At 56.1% G+C, this 16,478-nt stretch carries 20 protein-coding genes; 9 read left to right on the top strand and 11 right to left on the bottom strand.

All coding sequences use genetic code 11. From position 1 onward, the window contains the following. Positions 1-122 precede the first annotated feature (122 nt). Together AC5Q5A_RS03075 and AC5Q5A_RS03070 are read left to right on the top strand one after the other, a co-directional pair. On the top strand, positions 123-851 hold the full coding sequence (locus tag AC5Q5A_RS03075; RefSeq protein WP_493894300.1) for a YdcF family protein: 729 nt from the start codon (positions 123-125) through the stop codon (positions 849-851). Positions 852-938: 87 nt separating this feature from the next. Continuing rightward, a complete protein-coding gene (locus AC5Q5A_RS03070; RefSeq protein ID WP_493894299.1) occupies positions 939-1,778 on the top strand; it encodes a lysophospholipid acyltransferase family protein in 840 nt (279 codons plus the stop codon). 82 nt (positions 1,779-1,860) lie between these two features. Here the strand turns inward: AC5Q5A_RS03070 and AC5Q5A_RS03065 are convergent, their stop codons facing one another. The 6 genes from AC5Q5A_RS03065 to AC5Q5A_RS03040 form a co-directional block, all read right to left on the bottom strand. After that, positions 1,861-2,835 (bottom strand): EamA family transporter, encoded by a 975-nt coding sequence (locus tag AC5Q5A_RS03065; protein WP_120224186.1) that lies wholly within the window; start codon positions 2,833-2,835, stop codon positions 1,861-1,863. Further along, positions 2,835-3,395, bottom strand: coding sequence for a gamma-glutamylcyclotransferase (locus tag AC5Q5A_RS03060; RefSeq protein WP_493894298.1), 561 nt, complete (start codon positions 3,393-3,395; stop codon positions 2,835-2,837). The genes AC5Q5A_RS03065 and AC5Q5A_RS03060 overlap by 1 nt, the downstream gene beginning before the upstream one ends. Before the next feature lie 47 nt (positions 3,396-3,442). Continuing rightward, positions 3,443-4,324, bottom strand: a complete 882-nt coding sequence (locus AC5Q5A_RS03055; protein WP_008889147.1) for a DMT family transporter — start codon at positions 4,322-4,324, stop codon at positions 3,443-3,445. 89 nt (positions 4,325-4,413) lie between these two features. After that, positions 4,414-5,379: a prephenate/arogenate dehydrogenase family protein gene (locus AC5Q5A_RS03050; RefSeq protein ID WP_008889146.1), complete on the bottom strand. Its 966-nt coding sequence runs from the start codon at positions 5,377-5,379 to the stop codon at positions 4,414-4,416. Between the two features lies 1 nt (position 5,380). Continuing rightward, complete coding sequence (hisC, locus tag AC5Q5A_RS03045) at positions 5,381-6,478, bottom strand: histidinol-phosphate transaminase (RefSeq protein WP_008889145.1); 1,098 nt, start codon at positions 6,476-6,478, stop codon at positions 5,381-5,383. A 52-nt stretch (positions 6,479-6,530) separates the two neighbouring features. Then, positions 6,531-7,403 carry a chorismate mutase gene (locus tag AC5Q5A_RS03040; protein ID WP_245227710.1) on the bottom strand — a complete coding sequence of 291 codons (873 nt, stop codon included), beginning with the start codon at positions 7,401-7,403 and terminating at the stop codon, positions 6,531-6,533. A 473-nt stretch (positions 7,404-7,876) separates the two neighbouring features. Between AC5Q5A_RS03040 and metX the strand changes: the two genes are divergently transcribed. From metX to AC5Q5A_RS03020, 4 genes are all read left to right on the top strand, one after another. Continuing rightward, positions 7,877-9,037, top strand: a complete 1,161-nt coding sequence (metX, locus tag AC5Q5A_RS03035; protein ID WP_040822680.1) for a homoserine O-acetyltransferase MetX — start codon at positions 7,877-7,879, stop codon at positions 9,035-9,037. A gap of 2 nt (positions 9,038-9,039) precedes the next feature. Next, a complete protein-coding gene (gene metW / locus AC5Q5A_RS03030; RefSeq protein WP_493894297.1) occupies positions 9,040-9,690 on the top strand; it encodes a methionine biosynthesis protein MetW in 651 nt (216 codons plus the stop codon). Positions 9,691-9,803: 113 nt separating this feature from the next. Continuing rightward, on the top strand, positions 9,804-10,649 hold the full coding sequence (locus tag AC5Q5A_RS03025; protein ID WP_493894296.1) for a hypothetical protein: 846 nt from the start codon (positions 9,804-9,806) through the stop codon (positions 10,647-10,649). A 19-nt stretch (positions 10,650-10,668) separates the two neighbouring features. Further along, the gene (locus tag AC5Q5A_RS03020) at positions 10,669-10,956 is read left to right on the top strand and encodes a hypothetical protein (protein WP_210515115.1); all 288 of its coding nucleotides are present in this window, start codon (positions 10,669-10,671) and stop codon (positions 10,954-10,956) included. 36 nt (positions 10,957-10,992) lie between these two features. On the opposite strand, the gene moaE is transcribed toward AC5Q5A_RS03020, so the two are convergent. The 5 genes from moaE to AC5Q5A_RS02995 form a co-directional block, all read right to left on the bottom strand. Then, complete coding sequence (moaE, locus tag AC5Q5A_RS03015; RefSeq protein ID WP_493894295.1) at positions 10,993-11,448, bottom strand: molybdopterin synthase catalytic subunit MoaE; 456 nt, start codon at positions 11,446-11,448, stop codon at positions 10,993-10,995. 17 nt (positions 11,449-11,465) lie between these two features. After that, the gene (gene pgsA / locus AC5Q5A_RS03010) at positions 11,466-12,017 is read right to left on the bottom strand and encodes a CDP-diacylglycerol--glycerol-3-phosphate 3-phosphatidyltransferase (protein ID WP_040822814.1); all 552 of its coding nucleotides are present in this window, start codon (positions 12,015-12,017) and stop codon (positions 11,466-11,468) included. 212 nt (positions 12,018-12,229) lie between these two features. After that, positions 12,230-13,699 (bottom strand): aldehyde dehydrogenase family protein, encoded by a 1,470-nt coding sequence (locus tag AC5Q5A_RS03005; protein ID WP_493894294.1) that lies wholly within the window; start codon positions 13,697-13,699, stop codon positions 12,230-12,232. Positions 13,700-13,714: 15 nt separating this feature from the next. After that, a complete protein-coding gene (locus tag AC5Q5A_RS03000) occupies positions 13,715-14,296 on the bottom strand; it encodes a flavodoxin family protein (protein WP_493894293.1) in 582 nt (193 codons plus the stop codon). Positions 14,297-14,330: 34 nt separating this feature from the next. Beyond that, positions 14,331-14,732 carry a DoxX family protein gene (locus AC5Q5A_RS02995; protein WP_493894292.1) on the bottom strand — a complete coding sequence of 134 codons (402 nt, stop codon included), beginning with the start codon at positions 14,730-14,732 and terminating at the stop codon, positions 14,331-14,333. Positions 14,733-14,848: 116 nt separating this feature from the next. Between AC5Q5A_RS02995 and AC5Q5A_RS02990 the strand changes: the two genes are divergently transcribed. From AC5Q5A_RS02990 to AC5Q5A_RS02980, 3 genes are all read left to right on the top strand, one after another. Beyond that, a complete protein-coding gene (locus AC5Q5A_RS02990) occupies positions 14,849-15,760 on the top strand; it encodes a LysR family transcriptional regulator (RefSeq protein ID WP_493894291.1) in 912 nt (303 codons plus the stop codon). 145 nt (positions 15,761-15,905) lie between these two features. After that, positions 15,906-16,139, top strand: coding sequence for a type II toxin-antitoxin system ParD family antitoxin (locus AC5Q5A_RS02985; RefSeq protein ID WP_493894290.1), 234 nt, complete (start codon positions 15,906-15,908; stop codon positions 16,137-16,139). Further along, positions 16,132-16,422: a type II toxin-antitoxin system RelE/ParE family toxin gene (locus AC5Q5A_RS02980; protein WP_493894289.1), complete on the top strand. Its 291-nt coding sequence runs from the start codon at positions 16,132-16,134 to the stop codon at positions 16,420-16,422. The genes AC5Q5A_RS02985 and AC5Q5A_RS02980 overlap by 8 nt, the downstream gene beginning before the upstream one ends. Positions 16,423-16,478 lie beyond the last annotated feature (56 nt).

Below are 16,478 nucleotides of genomic sequence, written 5' to 3'. Positions count from 1 at the left end.
GCTCACGGTCTTCGTATAGTCGGTTGTTACCACTTCCCTTTTGGGATCATGGCCTTGGCCCTCTTTGTCCCCTTGAGGAGATCCGAATTCATGCCAGACCGCCGCTATTCAGGCACGCCTTCATGAACAAGCCCCCGCTGAGTGTGCAACATCGCCGCCGGTCCCGGCGGTTTCGTTTTTTGCTTTCCACACTGATTTTCTGCGCGCTGGTCTGGGCGGCGGGCTTCATCTGGTATGTCGATTACATTCCCAAAACGGTTGAAAACACGACCCAACGCACCGACGCCATTGTCGTTTTGACGGGTGGCAGCGAACGCCTGTCCGAAGGCCGCCGTCTTCTGGTGCGCGGCCTTGCCGACAAGCTGTTCATATCGGGTGTCTATCGCGGGGTTGAAGTCGACGAACTTCTGTCCGTCGGCAAATCCGATCCGCGCCTGATCGCCTGTTGTGTTGTTCTGGGCCATGTTGCTGAAAACACGCGCGGCAATGCGATTGAAACCGCTGTCTGGATGTATGAGGAAGGTTTCAAAAGCCTGCGCATCGTGACCGCCAATTATCATATGCCGAGGTCACTTCTGGAATTCAAAAGCCTGATGCCCGATGTTGAAATCGTCGCCCATCCGGTTTTCCCAGATAACGTCAAGGTCGACAATTGGTGGCGCTTCCCCGGCAGCAGCGCCCTGATCGCCAGCGAATATAACAAATACGTCTTTGCCAGCCTGCGCAACACGCTGCTCAACTGGTTGCCAAACGGTGACCGCGCCGCACTGCGCAGCCCCGCTGGTCCTGTGAAAGATGCACCGGACCTTGATGACTATTCCGCCTCAAACGCGGCGCGCAAGGATGGCTGAACAATCGGCATTTTCTGATCTTCATATTGCTGTTACAAAACAGTGAATATTTAGGGTCAGGACCATGGCTGTAAGGAATTTGTCTGAATGATTACCCTGCGCGCGTTACTGTTTAACGTGTTGTTTTTCGGCGGAACGGCGCTTTTGTGCATTGTTCTGTTGCCGCTGATGCTGTTTGGGCGCAAGGCCAACCAGTTCGTCGGCCATGCCTGGTGTCGCCTCATTCAGTTCATGCTGCGCTACTCGGTGGGCATGCGCAAACGCTTCACCGGTCTGGAAAATCTGCCAGACGGTCCGTGCATCATTGTCGCCAAACATCAGTCCGCATGGGAAACCCTGACCTTCCATACGGTGGTTCCTGATCCGGCATACATCCTGAAAAAGGAACTCACGCGCATTCCGCTCGTCGGGCAATTCCTGATCCTCTCGGGGCAAATTGCCGTTGATCGGTCGGCGGGCAGTCAGGCCCTCAAAGACATGATCAAGGGTGCTGCCAAGGCGCTTGAGGAAAACCGTCAGGTGATCATTTTCCCCGAAGGCACACGTACCCCGCCGGGCTCCAACCGCCCGTATCATCCGGGTATTTTCGCGCTTTACAAGGCCTTCCCGGATACCAAGGTTATTCCGGTCGCGCTGAATTCCGGCATGTTCTGGGGCCGCGACAGCTTTATGAAATATGGCGGTCGCGTCACCATGGAATTCTTGCCGGCCATGGAACCGGGCCTTGATCGCAAGACCTTCATGAAGGAAATCAAGCACCGCATCGATACCCGCACGCGCGAGCTTGAGGCCGAGGCACAAACAGAATTCCATCTGCCGATGCTGACCTCTGATGACATTGATGCGAAGCAGGAAAAAGAGGACGCGCAACTAAGCGCGACAGCCAAGGACCCTGTCAAAGAAACGGCGCAAGACAAGGTCTCCTGAACCGCCCGCGTATAGCGTCACAACACATAAAAAGGCCCGCAACACCATCTGGTATGCGGGCTTTTTTTATCGCTTAAAAGCTCTACGGCTTTGTCACGCGAACGCGCTCTGTCTTTTTGCGCGTGACAAGCCAGATGCCCGACACGATCAAAACAATGCCTGCCAGATGATAAAGATGCAGCGCCTCACCGAGAAATGCGATGGCAAGTCCGCTTGAACAGACCGGGATCAGATACATGAACACGCCCGCCTTGGCTGGCCCCACCAGCGACACGCCCCTGTTCCAGAACATGTATCCCAGAAACGCCGGCCCCGCCCCGATATAGAAAATCTTGAGCATATCGGGCCACACCGGATCAAGGCTGGTAAAGAACGGCTTTCCATCAACCACCAGCGCCCAGACATAAAGCGGCGTTAAGAAACACAAACCGATCAGGGCCGAAACAAACACCAGGCTCAGTGGATGCACCCCCTTGGGCGCGCGTTTCAAAAACATCGAATAGGCCGCCCAGACCATGGCCGACATCATCGCCAAAACATCGCCCAGAACGAAATCCATTCTGGCAAAGACTGACGGGTCGCCCTTGGCGATAATGGTCGCAGTTCCGGCCCCGGCCACCAACACGCCCAGCCATTGACCAAGCCGCGGTTTGTCTGCCGTCAAAAGGGCTGCAAACAACAGAACCCAGATCGGCGTTGTCGCGTTCAGAAGGCCGGTATTGACCGCCGTGGTGTTATAGGCCGCCAGATAAATCACCACCGAAAACAGGAACACACCGGTAAAGCCGATCAGGAACATCGACAATTTGTGGTCGGCCATGATTTTCAGATCGCGACGCAGGTATTTAAAGCAGAACGGCAACAGCAAACAGATCGCAACGATCCAGCGCCAGAATGAAAGGGCCTCGAACGGGACCGTTTCATTGATGCCGCGCGCCACCACGTGGTTTGACCCCCACATCAACGAACAGGCCACCAACATCAGATAGGCCATCGTCAGCGGCGTCTGCGACCCGGTCTGGGTGGCAGAAACAGTCGTTCCGTTTGACTGGCTCATCAGATTCCTGCCCCCATATTGATCTCGCCATATTCGCGCCGCACCAGATCCATCAGATCGTGCAGGGGCGGATCAATGATGCCCATTTCATCAAGATGGCGCACCGTGTTTTCCAGATATTCAAGGTTCGGCCCGACATTGCCATGGGCCGCAACGATGATTTCAACCGCGGTGCGGACCGGCAGGTTGCCGGCATATTGTTCATGGGTCGGATCGGCGACATAGGTGTGCGCAATCACCTTGCGTCCGTCTGCAAGCTCAACCTCGACATCGGCCGGGATATAGGTGTTGGTCACAAGTTCGCGCTCATCAAGATAGGCCTTCACCTTTGACCAGTTTTCCTCAGCAATGAGAAACGCATTGCCAACACATTCCCCGCCCTTGTTCAGGCCAAGAACCAGCCCCGGGTTTTCCGGCGTGCCGCGATAATGATGGGAATAGATACAAAACGACCGGTGATAGCCGGGCAGCAACGCACGTGTGCACTCGACAAATTCAAAGCCCGGCCGCCACAACAGCGACCCGTATCCAAACACCCATTTTTCGCGCGCGTCGCTCACGCATTCCTCCGCTAACTAGCTTTCTGATCTCTTAGAATTACGCGAAACTAACGCTTCATGATCACCAATGCCACCCCAAGGGCGGCAATTGCAAACCCGGCAAAGCCAAGCACGCCAAGTTGCTCGTCAAACAGAAGCCAGGCAAAGAACGCGGCAGTCGGCGGCACAAGATAGAACATGCTGGCCACACGGGTGGCTTCGCCCTGCTTGATCAGAACCATCAACAGCATGATCGCCCCGATGGATAGAACCAGCACCAGCCACGCCATCGCCAGAATGAAGTCCATGCTCCATTCAACATGCAGCGGCTCCTTGAACAGCGCGACAACGCCGACAAACACACTGGCAGCAACATATTGAACGACTGTACCGCTCATCAGTTCCATGCCGGTGCAAAAACGCTTCTGATAAAGGGTGCCCGCAGTCATGCCAAACAGCGCAAACACCGCAAGTCCGATGCCAAACGGGGTAATACCAACACCATCGCCAATCTTGGGCAGCAAAACCAGCGCCACCCCGATCAGGCCCAGGATCAAGCCGCCCCATTGGCGCATCGAAACCCGTTCGCCCAAAATGGACCCAACGACCGATGCGGTCACAACCGGCTGCAAGCCAACGATCAATGCGGCAAGCCCGGCCGGCAAGCCGGTATCAATCGCCCAGAACACCCCGCCCAGATACACCCCATGCACCAGCACCCCGGTGGTGCCGATATGGGCCGCCTCACGCCAGGTTTTTGGCCATTTCGCGCCCATCAGGAAGATCACCGGGATCATCAGGATCAGGACGATGACAAATCGGACAAAAAGGAAAACGAATGGATCTGCATAGGGCAGGCCAAACTTGGCGCCGACAAAGCCCGTGCTCCACAGGAACACGAACACAAATGGCATGATCCGGGCGAATGCCGGATGATTGGTGGCAGACATTTCATTCCCCTAAGGTCGGTCCGTCAAGCGTGGTGGGGCTGCTTGCTGGACCGCACAGGATGACCGACAGAATGCCGGTCACTCCCAAATTACTCAGCAGGCTTTTTCTTGCTCTTTTCGTCGCTTTTGCGGTCTTCGCCTTCGGCCGAGAAATTGGCGAAATACTGACCGGCATCAACAATGCCGCGGCGAATTTCACGGGTGCGCGAAAACAGCTCAAACAGCTTGTCACCCTCGCCCCAGCGAATGGCGCGTTGCAGGGCCATCAGGTCTTCCTGAAAACGTCCCAGCACATCGAGAACGGCTTCGCGGTTATTCAGGAACACATCCCGCCACATGGTCGGATCAGACGCAGCAATACGGGTAAAATCACGGAAACCGGTTGCGGAAAACTTGATCACTTCCTGACGCAGCGCATCTTCAAGATCGGTTGCCGTTCCGACAATCGTGTAGGCAATCAGGTGCGGCAGATGCGATGTAATGCCAAGGATACGGTCATGATGATCGGCATCCATGCATTCAACATACATCCCGCAGGCTTCCCAAAGGGCTTTGACCTTGGCAATCGCAGCTTCGTTTTCGCCCGGGATCGGGGTCAGGATGCACCAGCGTTCCTCAAACAGTTCCGGAAAACCGGAATCCGGGCCGGAATGTTCCGTACCGGCCAACGGGTGACCGGGTACGAAATGCACACCTTCGTCCAGATGCGGGGCAATATCGCGGATGACCGATTGTTTGACCGACCCAACGTCGGAAACAATCGCACCCTTTTTAAGCGCACCAGTCAATTGCGCCCCGATGGCTTCATTGGCACCAACCGGGGCACAGACCATGACCAGATCCGCATCACCAACCGCCTGCTTGATGTCGCAATAGGCCTCATCGGCAATGCCAAGTTCAAGCACCCGGTCACGGGTCGCTTCTGATCGGACCGCGCAGGTAATCTTGTTGGCAAGGCCGTCACGCTTGATGCGACGGGCCATGGACGAGCCGATCAGGCCCATGCCGATAAAGGCGACAGTTTCAAACAGCGGCTGGGATGCAGTATTGGTCATTTTATGCGTTCACAAAGTCTTTGATGGTCTGCAGGCAGATTTCCATTTCTTCCTTCGTACCGATAGAAATACGAAGCATCTGCGGCAGGCCATAGGCACCGATTTTGCGCGGGATCACGCCACGGGCCATCATGAAATCATTGGCAGCATCGGCGTTCTTGCCTTCTTCTGCCGGGAATTCAACGAGAACGAAGTTGCCATAGCTCGGATGTGCCTTAAGGCCCGAAATCGCGTTCACCTCGTCGCGGAACCACGAAAGCGTCTCGGCATTGTGGCGCACGCACTCATTGACGAAGTCATCATCATCAAGGGCGGCGGCACCGGCTTCCTGTGTCGGCAGCGGCACGTTGAACGGGTTGCGCAGGCGTTGCAGCACATCGGCAATCGCCGGCGGCGCATAGCACCAGCCCAGACGGATACCACCAAGACCATAGATCTTGGAAAATGTGCGGGTCATCACGGTGTTGTTGCCTGCTTTCACAAGCTCTTCACCTGCCGAATAATCTTCCTGACCGGTCATGAACTCGGCATAGGCCGCATCAACCACCAGAACGATGTCTTCACGCAGACCATCGCGCAGGCGCTTCATTTCCGCATCCGAAATATAGGTGCCGGTCGGGTTGTTCGGGTTGGCAACAAACACGATCTTGGTTTTGTCCGTCACCGCCGCCAGCAGCGCATCAACATCGGTCGTCATGTTGGTTTCAGGCGCGGTTACCGGCGTTGCACCAACGCCCATGGTCGCAATCGGATACATCAAAAAGCCGTGCTGCGAATACAGCACTTCATCACCCGGACCGGCATAGGCACGGATCAACAGGGTCAGAAGTTCATCAGAACCGTTACCGCAAATAAGCTGATCAAATTCCAGACCGTATTTCTCGGCAAGCTTGTGACGCAGAACGTCGCAACCGCCATCCGGATAACGATGCAAACGGGTTGCCGTGTTACGCAGGGCTTCCATGGCCTTGGGGCTCGGGCCAAGTGCGCCTTCGTTCGAAGACAATTTGATCACGCGCTGAGCACTGTCAGCACTGGATTTACCGCCTTTGTACGGCGCGATATCAAGAATTCCGGGGCGTGGGGTGGGCGCAGACATCAGGTATATTCTCCCTGGGGAAATTGCAGCCAGTCGCGGCTGCCAAGCATGTTTAACTCAGTGCGTCTTCGGCAAGCGGCACGGCATAGGCCCCAACAACCCGCAAACTTTCGGGGCGAAGACCTTGCGCGTCCAGTGTGCTCTGAAACGCATTGGTGCGATTACAAAAGAATCCCGGCACATCAACAAGCACAAAACGCCGATCCGTCGCCTCATCGTCAGAAAAGCCAAGGATTACCGATCCGTCGATGCCATCCGCAATTTTTTTGCGCACGGTATCCATCGAAATCTCTTTGGACAGGCTGACCACAAACAGAGTCCGGTCATCGCCGCTGTCTTCAAGGTCGATCGCGGCCAGAACGAAACCTTCGGTATCTTCGCCGCGTCCAACCGGGCGCCCGCCAAAGGGCAGCTTTGAAACCACACGCACCGGGCTTTGTTCGCTCAGATGGACCCACCATGGCTGGGCCTCGCCCAATTGCGGTTTGGGAAACACACCAACTGCTGCCCGCCCGTCTTCAACGGCATTGAACGCTTCGCGCGGGGTATCAAATTCAATGATTTCGTTCAGGCACCCGAAATTCAAACGCGCCAGTTCCCAGCAATCCAACCCGTCGGCATTGCGGCCAAGTGCCACTGTGTACGGCGCTTCAAGCCGCGTTCCGGCCGCGATCATTTCGCGCCAGATCTGGATCAGGGCGGTTTTGGGAAAGGCCCCTTCATGACGTTCAACAAGCGTGCGCATGATGCGGGCTTCACGGGCCGGACGATAGGGCACCTTGACCTTGCCACCCGCCGCGATCATCCGGTCCTTGTAGGCCCCGACGGCCTGCACAACCTTTGTCCGGCGAATGATCAGCGACTGCAAAGCCTGATCGATCTCGTCGATCTCTCCGCGCAGCTCATTCAGGTCAAGATTTGCCAAATTTTTATCGTCAGACGCCATAATCTACTCTTCTTTTGAACGGCGCACAGTATTAGGACAGGGCCGCAGAAATGCAAAGAAAAGATTGACTAACCCCGGCTCTGCTTCATAGCTAGGGTCAGGACTCATTAATTTGGTTTCAATGGTTCATCGGCTTTGTGCGGATACGCGAAGCAAAGCCGCAGGAAGATATGTATCTTTTAAGGCTTTGCGACAAAGTAGGCCGTGCAAATCCGATGAATCCGAAGGACAGACGTTATATTTGCAAACTCCGGCGTCAAATCCCTTGCGCGGGGAGCCATCCCGCTCTACGGCATTTTCCTTGGATTTCACAAATATAACGTCTGCCATTGATATCAAATTAGTGGGTCCTGACCCTAGGACGAACTAATTTCCGCAAAACCGACGATGAAAGCACGGCGCGTTGTCGGTTTGCCCACGGAAACAACGAATAACCAAGGAAACCGCAATTCATGTCCACCGCGACCAACACGGAAAAGCGCCCCCCGCTTCCAGGCCACCACATGGTGCTTGGCGAAACGGAAAAGCTGCGCCTTGATAGCGGTGTGGAATTCGGTCCGTTCACTCTGGCCTATCAGACCTACGGCGAACTCAATGCCGACAAATCCAACGCGATTCTGGTCTGCCACGCGCTTACGGGTGATCAATATGTTGCCGATGACGTCCATCCGATCACCGGCAAGGAAGGCTGGTGGTCTGAAATCGTCGGCCCCGGCAAGATCATTGATACCAACAAGTATTTCGTCATCTGCAGCAACGTGATCGGCGGCTGCCTTGGCAGTACCGGGCCCAAGGAAATCAATCCGGCAACCGGCAAGCCGTGGGGCCTTGATTTCCCGGTGATCACCATTGCCGACATGGTGCGTGCCCAGACCATGCTGATTGACGCACTTGGCATCGACATGCTGTTTGCCGTCATTGGCGGGTCGATGGGCGGCATGCAGGTTCTTGAATGGTGCAAAAGCTATCCCGAACGGGTTTATGCTGCGGCCCCGATTGCGACCTCGTTCCGTCATTCGGCGCAAAATATCGCCTTCCACGAAGTCGGACGTCAGGCTGTCATGGCCGATCCGGACTGGTGCGGGGGCAATTACCTGCTTGAAGGCAAGAAACCGTCACGCGGGCTGGCTGTCGCACGCATGACTGCGCACATCACCTATCTGTCGCAACCGGCCCTTCATCGCAAATTCGGGCGCAAGCTGCAAAACCGTGGTGCAATCACCTATAGCTTCGATCAGGATTTCCAGGTCGAAAGTTACCTGCGCCATCAGGGCAAAAGCTTCGTCGACCGGTTTGATGCCAACAGCTATCTCTATATCACCCGTGCGATGGATTATTTCGATCTGTCGCTTGAATATGACGGGCGGCTGGCCGAGGCCTTTCAGGGCTGCAAAACCCGGTTCTGCGTCATTTCGTTTTCCAGCGACTGGTGCTTTACCACCGCTGAAAGCCGGATTGTTGCCCATGCGCTCAATGCCGCATCATGCAATGTCAGCTGTGTCGAGATTGAAAGCGACAAGGGCCATGATGCGTTCCTGCTTGATGAACCCGATTTCCACATGGTGCTGAGTGGCTTCATCGAAGGTGCCGCCGAAGGCCGGGGGCTGAAATAATCATGAATGAGACTTTGAACCCAAACAGCGCAGCAAACGTTGCGCATAGCGACCGCATCCGTGTCGACCTGCAACTGATTGCCGACATGATCGAGCCGGGCACGCGCGTGCTTGATATCGGCTGTGGCGACGGCGAACTTCTGGGATACCTCACACGCACCAAAAAGGTTGATGGGCGGGGGCTTGAGCTGTCCAACGAAGGGGTGCGCAACTGTGTCGCACAGGGACTTCCGGTGATGCAGGGTGATGCGGATCGCGATCTGCGCGATTACCCGGACGGGGCGTTTGATTACGCCATCCTCAGCCAGACCTTGCAGGCAACCCAGCGCCCGAAAGAAGTGCTGTCGGAGTTGCTGCGCATTGGCACCAAGGCGATTGTATCCTTCCCGAATTTCGGCCATTGGCGCGCACGGTTTGATTTGATGTTCCGCGGCCGCATGCCGCAGAACCCCAACCTTCCGATCATGTGGTACGAGACACCAAACATCCATTTCTGCACGGTTTTGGACTTCGTTGCGCTGTGCAAAGAGATGGATTTGATGATCGAACGGTCGATGGTTCTCAATGAAGCGGGATCGAAGCTCAGCCTCGGCAGCCAGACCCGATTTTCCAACTTTTTGGGCAATCAGGCACTTTTCATGCTGAGCAAATAATCAGACCGATTATTCGTTTTCATTGAACAATCGCCCCTGCCCGATCACAAACTGATCGCGTCCCCGTCTGAAATCTGATGCCCGAACGGGCAACTTCATCAGACGGGGCCGATATGACCAATTCAATCCTCATACAATTTGTTCGCCGCAGTTTTCTGATCGGCGCGATCACCCTGCTTGCGGCCTGTTCGCAGAAGGCCGAGACCCTGAAACTTTCGGTCACCCAGTTTGGCAGCGCGACCGAGCAGGCGTTCGATCACTATGACGCGGCCTACAGCACGCAATTTGCCCCCTTCCCGAAATCCGACACGGCAAAACGCAGCGCGTTTGTCAGCAACATCACCGATTTCACCGGCACGATCACACCGGCCAATATCGATACATTGCTTGATCCCGATGCGGTGAAAATCGATCCAAGCGTCGCGCGCCAGTGGCAGGATACGTTGAAGGGCCTTCGCAGCCAGTATCAGCAGTTCGTTGCGATTTTCGATAATATCGAAGCCGGATCGGCATTCGGTGCGTCGGCGGTCACAGAATCAGGTCCGATCCTGGAAAAACTGCGCACACAGCTTGCCACCATCAGCGATGAATTCGCGCGCACCCCGCCGCAATTCCTGACCCGGCGCAGCACCCTGATTGCCGAACTGAACCTGATCCGCACCAAGGACCACAACAACCCCGAGGCCGAAAGCCTTCTGATCGAGGCCTGGTGGCAGCAATGGAACAGCCTGATTGCGGCCGAACGCGCAATGCAGACCGATACCCTGCGCGCCTTTGTCACGGCCTCAGCCCTTGGCAACAGGTTGCAGGGACAGATCGATAACTATGCCAAGCTTGATGTCGGGTCGCTGATTACCGCGGTCGAAGACGGCATCAAACTTTCCAGCCAGATCGGCAAGCTGAGCCCGGCGGAACTGGTCACCCAGGGCACCGGCCTGCTTGAAACCGCAACCAACTAGAAAAGAGGGAGTTTTCACAATGAGCCAGACACTCGGTGCCCTGATTGCGGACGCACAGGAAGCCTATGCGACTGCTGCTGTGACCTATCAGGGGGCGACGATTGATCAGAAGGTCAAATCCAAACCCGCCCTTGATAAGGCCGCCAGCCAACTGGTCGCCCTTCAGGCCAAACAGCTTGATGAAGCCAAGGAAGTCGACGCCGAGGACGAAGCGGCGATGACGCAATTGCGCCAGCAGGTCAATAATGCCGCGACCTTGCAAACCGGGCTGATGACACTGGTTGCGGTGCTGACGAAATTTATCTGACGGGTTTTGGGGTTACTTCCACCGTCATTTCCACCATCATTTCCAGCGGTCGGCATCGGCATCATCGGATGCCTTTGCCGTCACCCATTTATCACCGCCATCCGGCGTTTCTTCGCGTTTCCAGAAGGGTGCGCGGGTTTTGAGGAAATCCATGATGAAGTCGCAGGCCTCGAACGCGGCACGGCGATGGGCGGACAGGACAATCACCAGAACAATGCGTTCACCGGGCAACATGCGGCCAAAGCGATGAATGATGCGAATATCATCAAGCGGCCAGCGATTGGCGGCCTCATCGGCGATCTTTTCCAGTTCGCGTTCGGTCATGCCGGGATAGTGATCAAGCGTCAGGGCCGAAACGTTTTCGCCACCGTGGATATCACGCACAAGCCCGACAAAACTGACCGCAGCCCCGATATCGGTGCGACCATCGGTCAGGGCCGCAAGTTCGGCGCCCGGGTCAAAATCAAGTTGCTGAACAGAAACGCGTGACATGGTCGCCGTCCCGTTAATCAATCAAGGTGTTTCAGGCCGGTGCGCAAATAGATATAGCCGGTCTGAACCGTAACGATCCCGGCAATCCAAAGCAGGATATCACCAATCAGGATCGACGGAATCAGATCGGGCGATGCATCGCCGACCAGAAGGAACCCAATGGCGAGAATCTGAGCCGTGGTTTTCCATTTGGCAAGGACGGTGACCGGCAAGGGCACTTTAATCTCGGCCAGATGTTCGCGCAGGCCCGACACCATTATTTCCCGGCACATGATGATCACCGCGGGCAATACCGCCAAACCAGAAATGCGTTCAAAGGCCACCATCATCATCAATGCGGCAGCCACCAGCAGCTTGTCGGCAATCGGATCAAGGAACCGACCAAGTGGGGAGACCACATTCATCGAGCGCGCCAGATAGCCGTCAAAGAAATCGGTCACCCCGGCAAAGGCAAACAGCGCAAAGCCGATCCAGTTGCCAACCGGACCATTGATGTAAAACGACGCAATCAGCGCCGGGATTACGAATATGCGCGACATGGTCAGCAGATTGGGAATCTGGTTCTTCATAAACGGGGCCTGTTTGACGGATTTTACGGCAATGACATCAAGGCCCTGATGCGCAAACGCCCAAGGCCGCGCAATTATTAAAGACTTGAAGCACATACCACAAGGGCCGTGTTGATGACGGATTAGCGTCAGAACACGGCCCGTGCGATAAATACCATTCTTGCTCTGGCAGGGTGGCACCCTCGGTATCGTGATCAGGCGCAAAACCTGGCCTACTCGGAAATCGGGTACCCCCCTGCTGCGGGACCTTCGATCGTGATCCACTGAATTTCGGTGAACTCCTCGAATCCGATGGTGCCGCCGGAGCGCCCATAGCCACTGTCTTTCACGCCGCCAAAGGGAATCTGTGCCTCATCATCGAGCGTCGCACCGTTGATGTGGGACATTCCAACGTTCAGGCGTTTTGCCATATCGAGCGCCAGTGTCACATCCCGACTGAAGATCGCCGAAGACAGGCCATAGTCGTTGTCGTTGGCAATACGCAGCGCCTCTTCGGGGCCATCGACAATCACCAAAGCGGCGATTGGACCGAAAGATTCCTCTTGATAGACGCGCATTTCAGGTGTCACGCCCTTTAGCACCGTCGGGGCAACGCAACGCCCATTCACCGTGCCACCAGCAAGACATTCGGCCCCCTTGGAAACAGCGTCCTCGGTCATTTCCATCAAGCGCGTCACAGCAGCCTGATTGATGACCGGCCCCAGAACAATGCCTTCCTCGCGCGGGTTCCCATGTGGGACCCGCCGTGCCACGGCGGCAAGGCGATCACAAAATTCATCTGCGATTGCGCGGTCGACGATGATCCGCTCTGTCGAAAGGCAGCCCTGACCGGAATTGGCAAAAGAGCCAAAAGCTGCTGCGCTGACCGCGCGCCCCAGATCGGCATCGGCCAATACGATACAGGGTGCCTTGCCGCCCAGTTCCAGCACTGCGCGTTTCAGGTGCGCACCTGCCTTTTCGGCGATGAGACGTCCAATCCGCGTCGACCCCGTGAAATGAATACGGCAGACATCACGATGTGCGATCAGGGCATCGACCACTTCGGACGCATCGTTGGGCGCATTGGTAATCAGGTTGACGACACCGTCGGGGATCCCCGCATCGCAAAAGCATTGCGCAACAAGCGCATGCGTCAGCGGGGTCTGTTCGGACGCTTTGATCACCACGGTGTTGCCAACGGCCAAGGCGGCAGGAACCGAGGCCCCAACAAGCAAAGCTGGCGCATTCCAGGGAATGATGCTGGCGACAACGCCAACAGGTTTGCGGATCGCCATCATCGTGCGGTCAGGCCTGTTCGAGGGGATAAGTTCGCCAGTCAACCCCTGATACACCGCCCCCGCTGCAAAGCGAAGCTTTTCGCACAGAACCTTGACATTGTAAGCACCCCAGGCAGCAGGTCCGCCCATCTCGACCGTAATCGCGGCAGAGATGTCATCGGCCCGTGCCGCGACCGCATTGGCCGTTGCCATCAGGTAATCACCCCGCTCATTGGGCGCCAATGCTGCCCATGAAATAAAGGCCTGCTTGGCGGCGTCAACGGCGCGGTCAACGTCATGCGCCCGTGCTGCTGAAGCAAGGGTCGCCGTTTCACCGCTGTATGGATCAAGGCAGGTATAAGTTCCCCCACGACTGGAACCAGACCAGTGCCCTCCGATGAGAAGGGACTTTTTTGTATCCATCATGGAGCGCGCCTTTGATTACTGTACACCTCGGGTGGCAGCGAACTGGGCGGCAATCCTTGCGACACGAACGCCATAGAGGCGCGCGGTTTCCAGATCGCCCACCGACATTTCTTCGGGGGTGGCATCCGCATCAGCCTGTGCCATCGGACCGACATGGGAGCCCATCCGATTAAGGTCATCGCGTTTGGCCGCCTTGGTATTCGCAGGCTTGATCGCGAGCGACACCCAGTGTCCCCCGTGCTGACAGGCGAGAAGCATGAAATATTGCAATGTACTGAGCTTGTCGCCGTTGAGGCTGGCGGAATTGGTAAAACCGCCCATGACCTTGTCTTCCCAAGCATCCACGAACCAAGCTTTGGACGAGGCATCGGCAAACTTTTTGAACTGCCAACTGGGAGCCCCCATATAGGTCGGTGCACCGAAGATGATTGCATCAGCGGCCAGCAGAGTGTCCCATGCACTGTCGGGAATATTGCCATCGTCGTCGATGGCAATCAGGATGCCACCGGCTCCTTCGGCGACGGCTTCGGCGACGCGCCGGGTGTGGCCATAGCCGGAATGATAAACGATGGCAGTTGTAATGGTGTCTTTGGTCATATCTTTGTCCTTTCGGGAATGAGCATGCCGCAGGTCATGCTTTGCGGCGGATCGGCAACAAAAGTCGGATCCGGGGATCACGGAGGTAAAGGCCGCCCCATGTCAGCAGGCCCAGCCCAAGCGAGATAATCACTGGCGGCGAGCCAATTTCGCCCAGTCGAACATGGGTGCATATCGCCCCGCCAAGAAAGCCTGTTGTCAGGATCGCGCCAAACACGGCGGTTGGCGGAATGGCATACAGGATCGCGCAAGACACCATGATCGCACCCATCAGCGGTGCCAGACCGATGTCAAACCCGCCTTCACGCAGCATCGGCCCCGCCAGCGCGGGGACAAAAAACTGCACGGCACCATCGGCAAGCAGCGCAAAGACAACAAGGGCGCTGGCGGCATATCCAAGCCAAGGCAGAAAGTTGGGTTTCTTGTTGTCTGGCATGATGTCTCCGGTTTGAGCTTTGTTTTCACCGCCAAATTATCGCGCCGGATTAATGCGATAAATCATGCAAATAAAAACGCATTGTTTTTTCAAAAAGAAACAATTAGCTTTTTCATATGCAGAACCTTGAGCACCTCATGATCTTTGTGCGGATTGCCGAAATGCACAGCTTTAGCCGCGCGGCAGAGAGCCTGGGCATACAGAAAGGGCGTGCTTCGAGCGTTGTGCGACAGTTGGAGGAGGAACTGGGTGCCAGGCTGCTGCACAGGACAACACGCAGCGTGCAATTGACCGACGATGGCCGCAGGTTCCATCAGCGTGCGCGAGACTTGCTGAGCGATTTCGACGACATGCGTACGATGTTTGCTGGCGATAACAGCACTTTGCGCGGAAGGCTGAGGGTGGATTTGCCAACCGAGCTTGCACGGACAACATTGGTGCCTGCCTTGCCGGACTTCATGGCCGCCTGTCCGGAATTGGAGCTGGAACTGTCCAGCACCGACCGGCAGGTAGATCTGGTCGAAGAGGGTTTTGACTGTGTCCTGCGAATTGGCCCGGTTGGAGACGAAAACCTGATTGCCCGCCCCGTGGGGCGGCTGCGCATGGTGAATGCGGCAAGTCCTGCTTATCTGGCGCGGCACGGCACGCCGCTCTCGCTCGATGATCTGCAAAAGCAAGGCCACCGCACGGTTCATTACAGCCGGACCTTGGGCGCAAAGCCCTATGGCTGGGAATATCCGGTTGTCGATGGCGATGCCTATGCGACATTACCGCTGCCCGGCGCATTGCAAGTAAACAGCGTGCAAGCCTACGAGGCCGCCGGGCTTGCTGGCCTTGGCCTGATCCAAGCGGCATATACCGGTGTCCACCGGCATCTGGAAAGCGGCGCCTTGGTGGAAATCCTGCCGGATCTCCGCCCGGAACCGCTGGACGTCAACCTTGTCGTTGCCCACCGTCGCAATCTGTCTCGGCGGCTGCGTGCCTTTATGGCCTGGATCGAGGAGGTTCTGGCACCGTATCTGGATTGAGGGTTTGAGGGGCTGAGGATGCTGTGGGCGATCTGCGTATCTGAGCCAAAGGAAAAGCCCGCATCGCGAAACAAGCACACGTCCGTGATAGACCGCATTGGCAAAATTTGACATAATTTGCCATATCTTGATAACGGAGCACATCATGGCGACGATGAATGTATCCCTGCCTGACCTTATGCGCGAATGGGTCGAGAGCCAGATTGAACAGGGCGAATACGCAAGTTCAAGCGACTATATTCGCGATTTGATCCGGCAGGACCAACGCAGACAAAAACTGCTGAAGGCAGCGCTTAATGAGGGGCTTAGCAGCGGTCGCAGCCCCCGCACGGCAGAAGACATTTTGCAGGAGACCCGCAAGAAGCTGACGGATGGCTAACTACATCCTTTCGCAAAAGGCGGATGAAGATCTTGAGGGGATATACATTTATTCCCACGAGAGTTTTGGCGAAAAGCAGGCCATTGCGTATTTCCTGTCTTTGCGTGATTGCCTGAACAATCTGGCCAATTCCCCGCATATTGGCCGGGATGTCGGTTTTCTGCATCCGGGCATGTATTGCCACCATCATAAACGCCATATGGTTTACTACCTGATTGAAGGCGATGGTGTGTTTGTCGTGCGCGTTCTGCATGATGCAATGGATGCGCATCTGCATATTTGACGCAAAGAAAAGGGCCGCATCCCGAAACAAGGATGCAGCCCCTAAATCGATCAAAT

Source organism: Thalassospira sp. CA1 (genome assembly GCF_059052855.1).
Note: the sequence above shows the minus strand (reverse complement) of the source record. Positions and strands in the feature narration are given on the sequence as shown.

Coding starts and splice junctions, on each gene's coding strand:
- AC5Q5A_RS02990 (WP_493894291.1), top strand. CDS start 14,849: ATGCAGAACCTTGAGCACCTCATGATCTTTGTGCGGATTGCCGAAATG.
- AC5Q5A_RS02995 (WP_493894292.1), bottom strand. CDS start 14,732: ATGCCAGACAACAAGAAACCCAACTTTCTGCCTTGGCTTGGATATGCC.
- AC5Q5A_RS03055 (WP_008889147.1), bottom strand. CDS start 4,324: ATGTCTGCCACCAATCATCCGGCATTCGCCCGGATCATGCCATTTGTG.
- hisC (WP_008889145.1), bottom strand. CDS start 6,478: ATGTCTGCGCCCACCCCACGCCCCGGAATTCTTGATATCGCGCCGTAC.
- AC5Q5A_RS03070 (WP_493894299.1), top strand. CDS start 939: ATGATTACCCTGCGCGCGTTACTGTTTAACGTGTTGTTTTTCGGCGGA.
- AC5Q5A_RS03065 (WP_120224186.1), bottom strand. CDS start 2,835: ATGAGCCAGTCAAACGGAACGACTGTTTCTGCCACCCAGACCGGGTCG.
- metX (WP_040822680.1), top strand. CDS start 7,877: ATGTCCACCGCGACCAACACGGAAAAGCGCCCCCCGCTTCCAGGCCAC.
- AC5Q5A_RS03020 (WP_210515115.1), top strand. CDS start 10,669: ATGAGCCAGACACTCGGTGCCCTGATTGCGGACGCACAGGAAGCCTAT.
- pgsA (WP_040822814.1), bottom strand. CDS start 12,017: ATGAAGAACCAGATTCCCAATCTGCTGACCATGTCGCGCATATTCGTA.
- moaE (WP_493894295.1), bottom strand. CDS start 11,448: ATGTCACGCGTTTCTGTTCAGCAACTTGATTTTGACCCGGGCGCCGAA.
- AC5Q5A_RS02980 (WP_493894289.1), top strand. CDS start 16,132: ATGGCTAACTACATCCTTTCGCAAAAGGCGGATGAAGATCTTGAGGGG.
- AC5Q5A_RS03025 (WP_493894296.1), top strand. CDS start 9,804: ATGACCAATTCAATCCTCATACAATTTGTTCGCCGCAGTTTTCTGATC.
- AC5Q5A_RS03050 (WP_008889146.1), bottom strand. CDS start 5,379: ATGACCAATACTGCATCCCAGCCGCTGTTTGAAACTGTCGCCTTTATC.
- AC5Q5A_RS03075 (WP_493894300.1), top strand. CDS start 123: ATGAACAAGCCCCCGCTGAGTGTGCAACATCGCCGCCGGTCCCGGCGG.
- AC5Q5A_RS02985 (WP_493894290.1), top strand. CDS start 15,906: ATGGCGACGATGAATGTATCCCTGCCTGACCTTATGCGCGAATGGGTC.
- AC5Q5A_RS03000 (WP_493894293.1), bottom strand. CDS start 14,296: ATGACCAAAGACACCATTACAACTGCCATCGTTTATCATTCCGGCTAT.
- AC5Q5A_RS03005 (WP_493894294.1), bottom strand. CDS start 13,699: ATGATGGATACAAAAAAGTCCCTTCTCATCGGAGGGCACTGGTCTGGT.
- metW (WP_493894297.1), top strand. CDS start 9,040: ATGAATGAGACTTTGAACCCAAACAGCGCAGCAAACGTTGCGCATAGC.